This window comes from Coleofasciculus sp. F4-SAH-05, assembly GCF_040222985.1.
Taxonomy (GTDB): domain Bacteria; phylum Cyanobacteriota; class Cyanobacteriia; order Cyanobacteriales; family Coleofasciculaceae; genus Coleofasciculus; species Coleofasciculus chthonoplastes.
In genome coordinates, this window is sequence record NZ_JAVKBY010000045.1 from 1 (window position 1) to 8,177 (window position 8,177).

Genomic DNA, 8,177 nt, shown 5'->3' on the forward strand with positions numbered 1-8,177 from the left:
AAATCGATTGGCGATACTCACGACTTTCGCCTGTGCTAGACTACTTTTATAGATTAACACATTATTTATTACAATACAAGACTAAGAGAAAATAAAAAGTCGTCCTAAAAGGACGAGGCTTGTATCCCTAGTTCTCGGTCAGTAGTGCGACCATCTTGGTTGCTACCCATACTTTAAAATAGAACACCAATTTAATATGTTGCCTGTTGCCTGTTGCCTGTTGCCTGTTGCCTCTCCCCACCACAAAACTTATTCAGCAGACCCTAATTATTAACCCACGCCACATCAAAGAGTATGGCATGGGTAATATACAACCAACACTATCCCGTCCCAGTTGAAAACTGGAGATTCTCTTAGGGAAAAACTACAGGTTTCAACGTAGACGCGGTTTCCATGACTTTACACATTCGCGGGCACTTGCGCCTTAGATGTTAACCGTTCGTAAGTGGATCGCATCTTCAGCCCCACCAGAATCTGGAACAACCCAGAACCATTGTTAGAACCTGGATAGTCCTTGTGCTTGAGCAACAGTTCGGTCATCTCACCATAGTATTTCGTGGAGGTGTTGCTGAGGTGACTTTCGATGTAGATCATCTCCTCTAGATTGTCAAATTGACCATCTACTTCCAACACAGATACATCATGACCGAAGTAGCTATCCGGACCATAGTATAGTTTGATCCCAGGATAAGCACAGGTCAACTTACGACCACAAGGTCTCCAGTCAATGGTAGACCCTTCATCAAACAGATAAACTGGCTCAAAGCCTTCTACACCATCTTTTTGAATCAAGCGCACCCGCAGGATCTTGCTTTCCTTATCATCTTTGAGAAGCTGAGTCGGTAATATCTGAATTACGACATCAGCAAACTCTTTTTGGGGTTCGATGTAAGCACTGAAGTCAGGGCGTCTAGCGTTAATCGACGCCAGAATATCTTCATAGGTATGCCCCCGTTCTGCCATGTCCCGCTGGATTTTCCAGTTAATCTTGACCTCATCACTGATATCAAGATAAACACCGAAATCAACCAGCGATCGCACCCGCTCATCATACAGGGGGTGCAATCCTTCGATTACCACGACTTTATTTGGTTCTACCCGTTCCGGCGGATCAAGTTCACCGGTCTCGTGGTTATAAATTGGCTTATCAATTGCCTGACCATTTTTGAGCGCTTTGATTTGCTCATACATCAGGTCAAAATTATTAGCCTTGGGGTTAAGTGCTGTCACCCCTGCCGCTTTACGTCCTTTGCGGTCTAAGCTGTGATAGTCATCTAAGCAGATGACCGTCATAAACTGTTCACCAAATAGGTCTGCCAAGCGACGCAGAAATGTGGACTTCCCGCATCCAGAGTCTCCAGCGACGGCTATTAATACCACGCGGTCTAGCTGAGTGGTCATAGTTTCCCTCTAACGCAAAAAATAGTTTCAAATAGAGTTTCCAGCAATCCAAGTCCCAAGTCTAGGGTCAACCCGTCTGTTGATCGCGTGCCTTTAACCCGTCACATATTTGCGAAAGGTACGAGTCTTCCCCAGAGGATAAGACTCAAGCCAGACACGGCGTAAGTATTTAATACTAGCGGCTGTTTGTGGATTCTACCAAAATGAGATTATGTCTACAAGTCTTAACGTTTCTCCTCAATTCCTTAACATAATCCTAAAGTGAGTTGTGCAAATTGGATCAAAAATTTTCAAATTGACTCGATTTTAACTATTGGTCGGTCAATGACCGAGTTCTCCATCGGCATCACCTGCCGGGAATTGCCTCCTAACAGATGCCCACAGGAGTCAGAAGAGTTGGAACTTTGCCAACTCAATCAATTAGACGTATTCTAGAGTATACATTGAACCTACTTCATTCCCCACCCAGTTTAGCCGAGTTAAGGACTGTACACACTCCGCTTTGTCGTGAGCGTGTGGGCTGAAAGCCAAGTCTGTTGCCCAAACAGCGATTGGATGCAATGCCACTCGGATTGGCATGACTGGGGATTCATCCCACACTGCATAAAAATTACCAGGTGGGAAATCTATTGCCGGATTAGCTAACGGGGGAATAAGGGGAGTCCACAGCCAGGTATCAAGGTCAACGACCTGCCATCAACTCTACGGGATGAAGCGACTGAAACCATGATTGGGAGGTTGCTTCATTCGTCACGAATTGATGAAATGTTGTACTGAGCAATATATCGTAATCGATTGGTTTAGAGAGAAATAACGCAATGTCTAGTAACACCACAGCCAAGAATCGCCTGTTTCTTTACGAAGTGACAGGTCTAAGTCAGAACACCGAAACCGACAAAATGGATTATCCCATTCGTAGCAGTGGTAATACGTATATTACAGTGCCATACAGTCGAATGAATCAAGAAATGCAACGAATCACCCGCATGGGTGGCAAAATCGTCAGCATTCAACCTCTTGATGGTGTGATGAATGCCAAGAATGGGATGAATGGCAAAGCCACTGAAGCCGATGCCGCGCCGTCGCCGGAAAATATCGTTCATAAAAAATCATCAAAAGAGGGTGTTCCTGTCAATCTGTACAAGCCCAAAAACCCCTATCTAGGCAAATGTATTGAAAACTACGAACTGGTTGCAGAAGGGGGATCAGGGACAGTTCGCCACGTCACCTTTGACATCTCTGACGGGGATATTTGGTACTTGGAAGGTCAGAGTATCGGGATTATCCCACCGGGGAAAGACGAAAAAGGTAAACCCCATAAACTCAGACTCTACTCCATTGCCTCCACTCGTCATGGAGATCACGAGGATGATAAGACAGTTTCCCTTTGTGTTAGACAACTGGAGTACAAGCACCCAGAAACCGGGGAAACCGTCTATGGCGTCTGCTCAACCTACTTGTGCAATCTGCCAGTTGGCACCGATGATGTCAAGATCACCGGACCAGTTGGGAAAGAAATGTTACTTCCCGAAGATCCAGATGCTACCATCCTGATGATGGCAACAGGTACAGGAATTGCCCCCTTCCGGGCTTACCTATGGCGGATGTTGAAAGAAAAGCACGAAGACTACAACTTCAAAGGGTTTGCGTGGCTGATTTTTGGTATCCCCTATACGGCAAACATTCTGTACAAAGAGGAATTGGAAAAACTCGAGCAAGAGTTTCCCGATAATTTCCGTCTCACCTACGCCATCAGCCGTGAACAGAAGAACAAAGAGGGTGGCAAGATGTATATCCAGAATCGGGTGGATGAACGCGCCGATGAATTGTTTGAGTTAATGCAGAAGGATAATACCCACACCTACATTTGCGGACTCAAGGGAATGGAAGATGGCATTGATGCCGCATTTTCGGCTGCTGCTGAACGGCAAGGGACGAACTGGGCTGATTTCCAGAAATCTATGAAGAAAGCCCATCGCTGGCACGTTGAAACCTACTAATACTGCTCCCTTGGTAGCTAAACGTCAAACGTTTTTTTGTCTAGCTTAGATTAGCGCGTCTGCACGTTGAGGATTAAGTCCTCTTGTGTAGGCGCGTTCTTGGTTAGGGTGTCGTGATGTAGGGTGTCGTGATGGGGTGATAGGGTGATGGGGAGATGGGGGAGCTGGGGGAGCTGGGAGATGTGTGTAGGGGCGGGTTTAGGGACTAATATTGATGGTTTTCCTTAGCTTGGCTGCAAAACCCGCCCTGACCAAATGACGAATGACGAATGACGAATGACGAATGACGAATGACAAATGACGAATGACGAATGACTATAAGACAGTTGCCCAAATCATGAGAATTACGTTAAATTTGATTAAGCAGAAGTAAAGTTTCCTATTCAAACCACCGTTTAAGCTGGACTTTGTGCTAAACAAGAGGCTCTTTAAGGGCAAAAGCCAAACCAGAAAACAAATATCTAGAGGCATAAGCAATGAAATTTTCCTGGAGAATTCTCCTACTTTGGACAATACCCGCTCTTGTCATTGGGTTTTTCCTATGGCAGGGAGCGTTTTCTCCGGCTGTTGGTGATTTAAGTCAAAACACCGCCAGCACCCGGATGAATTATGGTCGCTTTTTAGACTACATTGATAAAGGGAGAGTCACGAGTGTTGACCTCTATGATGGGGGTCAAACAGCAATTGTAGAAGCGATTGACCCGGAGCTGAAGAAAAAGAATCGCTGGCGCGTCGATTTGCCGGCTAATTCTCCTGAGCTAATCACGAAGCTGAGAGAGGCTGATATTGATTTAGATACCCATCCCGCCCGTCAAGATGGGGCGATTTGGGGAATCTTAGGGAATTTAATTTTTCCGATTTTATTAATTGGTGGGTTATTTTTCCTCTTCCGTCGTTCGAGTAATATGGGCGGCGGTCCGGGTCAAGCGATGAACTTTGGTAAGTCTCGCGCCCGGTTCCAGATGGAAGCGAAAACGGGAATTCTTTTCGATGATGTGGCGGGAATTCAGGAAGCCAAGGAAGAATTGCAGGAAGTGGTTACGTTCCTGAAGCAGCCGGAACGGTTTACAGCCGTTGGCGCACGGATTCCCAAAGGGGTGCTGTTAGTTGGACCTCCGGGAACCGGTAAAACATTATTGGCGAAAGCGATCGCGGGTGAAGCTGGGGTTCCGTTCTTTAGTATCTCCGGTAGTGAATTTGTGGAAATGTTTGTCGGTGTGGGCGCCTCCCGTGTCCGTGACTTGTTCAAGAAAGCCAAGGAAAATGCGCCTTGTCTAATCTTTATCGATGAAATTGACGCCGTAGGACGACAACGGGGTGCGGGTATCGGCGGCGGTAACGATGAACGGGAGCAAACGTTGAACCAGTTGCTGACGGAGATGGATGGGTTTGAAGGCAATACTGGGATTATCATTATTGCTGCCACCAACCGTCCTGATGTGTTAGACTCTGCCCTATTGCGTCCCGGACGATTTGACCGTCAGGTGATTGTCGATGCGCCGGATCTGAAAGGACGGATTGGTATTCTGGAAGTCCATGCGCGGAATAAGAAACTGGCATCGGAAATTTCCATTGAAGCGATCGCGCGACGCACGCCTGGGTTTACGGGGGCAGATTTAGCCAACTTGTTGAATGAAGCGGCAATTCTGACAGCCCGTCGTCGTAAGGAAGCGATTACCATGCTGGAAATCAACGACGCTGTTGACCGGGTGGTAGCGGGTATGGAAGGCACACCGTTGGTGGATAGCAAGAGTAAGCGGTTAATTGCCTATCATGAAGTCGGTCATGCGATCGTGGGGACGGTGCTCAAGGATCATGATCAGGTTCAGAAAGTGACCTTAATTCCTCGGGGTCAAGCTCAAGGGTTGACCTGGTTTACGCCGAGTGAAGAGCAAGGCTTAATTACGCGGGCGCAGCTTAAAGCCCGGATTACTGGGGCGTTAGGGGGTCGTGCCGCAGAAGAAGAGATTTTTGGTCATTCTGAAGTTACCACAGGTGCCGGTGGTGATTTACAGCAGGTGACGGGAATGGCGCGACAAATGGTGACTCGTTTCGGCATGTCCGATTTAGGTCCGTTGTCTCTAGAAAGTCAACAGGGAGAAGTATTCCTCGGTGGCGGCTTGACGAATCGGGCGGAGTATTCCGAACAAGTCGCGTCTCGCATTGATGAACAAGTGCGCCGGATTGTGGAACATTGTCACGACGACGCCAAGCGAATTATGCGGGAAAATCGCGTTGTAATTGACCGCTTGGTGGATCTGTTAATTGAGAAGGAAACCATTGACGGCGAGGAGTTTCGTCAGATTGTGGCGGAATATACTCATGTACCAGAGAAGGAGCAGTATGTTCCTGTGTTGTAATTTCGGACAGTTTAATTGAGTTATTGAGTAGGGATGGTGAATATCATCCCTATTTTTTGTCTGTTTTAGGCGAGAAGCAAGAGGAGGCGATTGAAATCGCTGCTACACAAACAAAGTCCGCCTGCGCGGACTGGGTTATAACGGGGATAGCATTCTCCGGATTTGGTATTATACCGAGTTGCGTTATATCATGTCATTCTGAGCGAAGCGAAGAATCTGGACAGATGCGCGAGCGTCACTGCGTTTCACTCAGCATGACAGATTCTACCTTAGACTGTGGTGTTATCCCGGATCATTTTTTCTATATTGGTGAGTTACCTGTGGTGGGAAAACGTCGGATTGATTGGAGTAGTGATCCGCCACCGGATTTGGCAATTGAGTGTGATGTTACCTCATTCACCAGCGTTAATGATTATTTACCATATCGAGTCAGGGAACTTTGGATTGTTCGCCAAAAAAAGATTAAAATCTATCAGTTCCAGGATGGGCGCTATAGTCTGGTTGAGCAGAGTCAGTTTTTCGGTGGATTTGACCTGAATGCTATCTTGACTGAGTGCATCAAAGATGCTTATAAATTTGGATCTGGCGCGATTGATAAATTGAGCGATCGCTATCCTCGCCAACGTTGATGGAGGAGGTGTAGAGATGCGCCATGGCGCGTCTGGAGGACATAGGACATTATTTGGATGGATGGCGAATCTGTCGCAGAATTAAACCGATGGGGAGTGCGATCGCAAGGGCAATGATAATATGAATCAGGACGTTCAAACCATTGTAGGCGGTACATTTCACTACACCTGCACCCGGACAAATCGGTGTATCTGAGTTGGTTTGATTCTGGATAAAGGTTTGGATGGGTTGGGAATCGACTTGGGAGGATATCCCACTGACGGCTAATCCGGTTCCGACAACGGCTATCCACAGTTCTAGGTTTTGTAGCTTCTGGTCTAAAGTGCGATCGCGTTCTGCTTGATCTAAGTCTACGATACCTCGCACGGTTTCTAGCATTTGTCCGAATAATTCTTGTCCCGGTGATAGATAATTGATATCGGTTTGGATTTGCTGTTTATCGCGTTGGCTATCTTTGAGGAATTCGTCCCAGAATTGGGGGATATCGCCAATTTGGGCAATATTCCGTTGCTTGGTGTCAAAGTTGGTGAGATTGGTTTCCATCGCCGTCTGGTGGGCGCGTAAGTCTCGCAAGCATCGGGCGTAGTCGAGGGCGGTTTGGGGGATTTGGTTAAGCAGGTTTTTCAGGGTGTCGAGGCGGGTTTGGGGGTTGGTGGTGAGGTTGGGTAAGGTTTGGATTTGTTGTTCTAAGTGGCTGTAGAGGTGTCGCGCTTCGGGGTAGCGTTGGCGGGATTGGTGATAGATGTAGCGGAGTTTGTGATAGGAACAAAGGAGTTGGAGGAGTTCATCGTAGGCTTTTCCTAGGAGTTCAATGGTGGGAGATTGGCTGGTGTTGAACGAGATGAGGATGTGACATTGGCTGGCGGGGTTATCGGGTTGGCTGGGTTGGGTGGCGAGGTAGTCGAACAGGTGACTCCCGAAGAAGCTATCTTGATCCTGGAGGCTGGGGTTGAGGGGAGTATTGGCGAGGAGGGCGGTGGCGCATTGTTTAGCAAGGCTGGCGCAGTCGGTTTGGGCGTCTACTTCCGCGTATAACCACAGGGTTTGTCCGAGGGTGGCTTGGATGCGGTGGGGGAGGAGGGATTGGGGGCGGAAGTGTTGGAGTTGGGGGATGGTGATGTCGAGGTGGGGGGAGTCGGGGGTGAGGGTGAGATCAATGGCGTAGGTGTCATTGAGGCGAAAAGGTTGCAGATTGGCGGTGATTTTGAAGCCATCGGCGGTGGCGATAGCGCCTAAATTGATATCTTGGGCGTGGGTAAGCCAGTGGGTTTGTTTTCCGGGTTCGTTTTGGGGGGTGTATTGGGTGTTGGTGTAGCAAATGAGGTGAGATTTCAGGGTATTCAGTCCAGGGAAATGTCCCAGATTAGTCAGATTATCCCATAACTTAGCCGCATCATCCGCCACGCGATCGGGGGCGTCGGTGAGGGTTTGACGCAGGTGGAAGGCGTAGAGGGTGAGGCTGAGGTTTTTCATTTATTGGTTATGGGTCTTATGTCCTTTGTTATTGGTCATTTGTTGATGGAAATTGCCGAGATTTTCATTAGCCTATAATACAGAATATCTGTAGGGGTACGGCACTGCAGTACCCTGTTTAGCAGGTTTAATTGGAGATATCGCCCCTCACCCCCAGCCCCTCTCCCACGCCCTACCGTGTACACACAAGTCGAAGTGAGGAGTATGAATCAGGTAAAATCAGAGACAGAGAAGCGCGATCGCTAAAACTCAGATTGCCTTCACAACCTCCCAACCCTGAGAGAAGACAGACAAATGGATAACCCAATTTTGA

Annotated in this window: 6 protein-coding genes; 3 read left to right on the top strand and 3 right to left on the bottom strand. The window is 47.8% G+C overall.

Features of this window, described 5'->3' with window-relative positions; translation table 11 throughout:
* Nucleotides 1-399: 399 nt before the first annotated feature.
* Entirely contained in the window at nt 400-1,401 is a 1,002-nt protein-coding gene (locus tag RIG27_RS04905; protein WP_446342979.1) for a phosphoribulokinase, read from the bottom strand.
* A gap of 818 nt (nt 1,402-2,219) precedes the next feature.
* Here RIG27_RS04905 and petH point away from each other — a divergent pair.
* Nucleotides 2,220-3,401, top strand: a complete 1,182-nt coding sequence (gene petH, locus RIG27_RS04910) for a ferredoxin--NADP reductase (protein ID WP_446342981.1) — start codon at nt 2,220-2,222, stop codon at nt 3,399-3,401.
* Nucleotides 3,402-3,606: 205 nt separating this feature from the next.
* Here the strand turns inward: petH and RIG27_RS04915 are convergent, their stop codons facing one another.
* Nucleotides 3,607-3,735 carry a hypothetical protein gene (locus tag RIG27_RS04915; protein WP_446342983.1) on the bottom strand — a complete coding sequence of 43 codons (129 nt, stop codon included), beginning with the start codon at nt 3,733-3,735 and terminating at the stop codon, nt 3,607-3,609.
* Nucleotides 3,736-3,877: 142 nt separating this feature from the next.
* On the opposite strand from RIG27_RS04915, the gene ftsH2 reads away from it, so the two are divergent.
* Nucleotides 3,878-5,761, top strand: a complete 1,884-nt coding sequence (gene ftsH2, locus RIG27_RS04920; protein ID WP_446342985.1) for an ATP-dependent zinc metalloprotease FtsH2 — start codon at nt 3,878-3,880, stop codon at nt 5,759-5,761.
* A gap of 254 nt (nt 5,762-6,015) precedes the next feature.
* Nucleotides 6,016-6,390: a Uma2 family endonuclease gene (locus tag RIG27_RS04925; RefSeq protein ID WP_446342987.1), complete on the top strand. Its 375-nt coding sequence runs from the start codon at nt 6,016-6,018 to the stop codon at nt 6,388-6,390.
* Nucleotides 6,391-6,439: 49 nt separating this feature from the next.
* Here the strand turns inward: RIG27_RS04925 and RIG27_RS04930 are convergent, their stop codons facing one another.
* Nucleotides 6,440-7,864 carry a hypothetical protein gene (locus RIG27_RS04930; protein ID WP_446342989.1) on the bottom strand — a complete coding sequence of 475 codons (1,425 nt, stop codon included), beginning with the start codon at nt 7,862-7,864 and terminating at the stop codon, nt 6,440-6,442.
* Between the last annotated feature and the right edge of the window lie 313 nt (nt 7,865-8,177).

What these genes read in the sequence shown, in the direction of transcription:
- petH (WP_446342981.1), top strand. Translation starts at nt 2,220, where the DNA reads ATGTCTAGTAACACCACAGCCAAGAATCGCCTGTTTCTTTACGAAGTG.
- RIG27_RS04925 (WP_446342987.1), top strand. Translation starts at nt 6,016, where the DNA reads ATGACAGATTCTACCTTAGACTGTGGTGTTATCCCGGATCATTTTTTC.
- RIG27_RS04905 (WP_446342979.1), bottom strand. Translation starts at nt 1,401, where the DNA reads ATGACCACTCAGCTAGACCGCGTGGTATTAATAGCCGTCGCTGGAGAC.
- RIG27_RS04930 (WP_446342989.1), bottom strand. Translation starts at nt 7,864, where the DNA reads ATGAAAAACCTCAGCCTCACCCTCTACGCCTTCCACCTGCGTCAAACC.
- ftsH2 (WP_446342985.1), top strand. Translation starts at nt 3,878, where the DNA reads ATGAAATTTTCCTGGAGAATTCTCCTACTTTGGACAATACCCGCTCTT.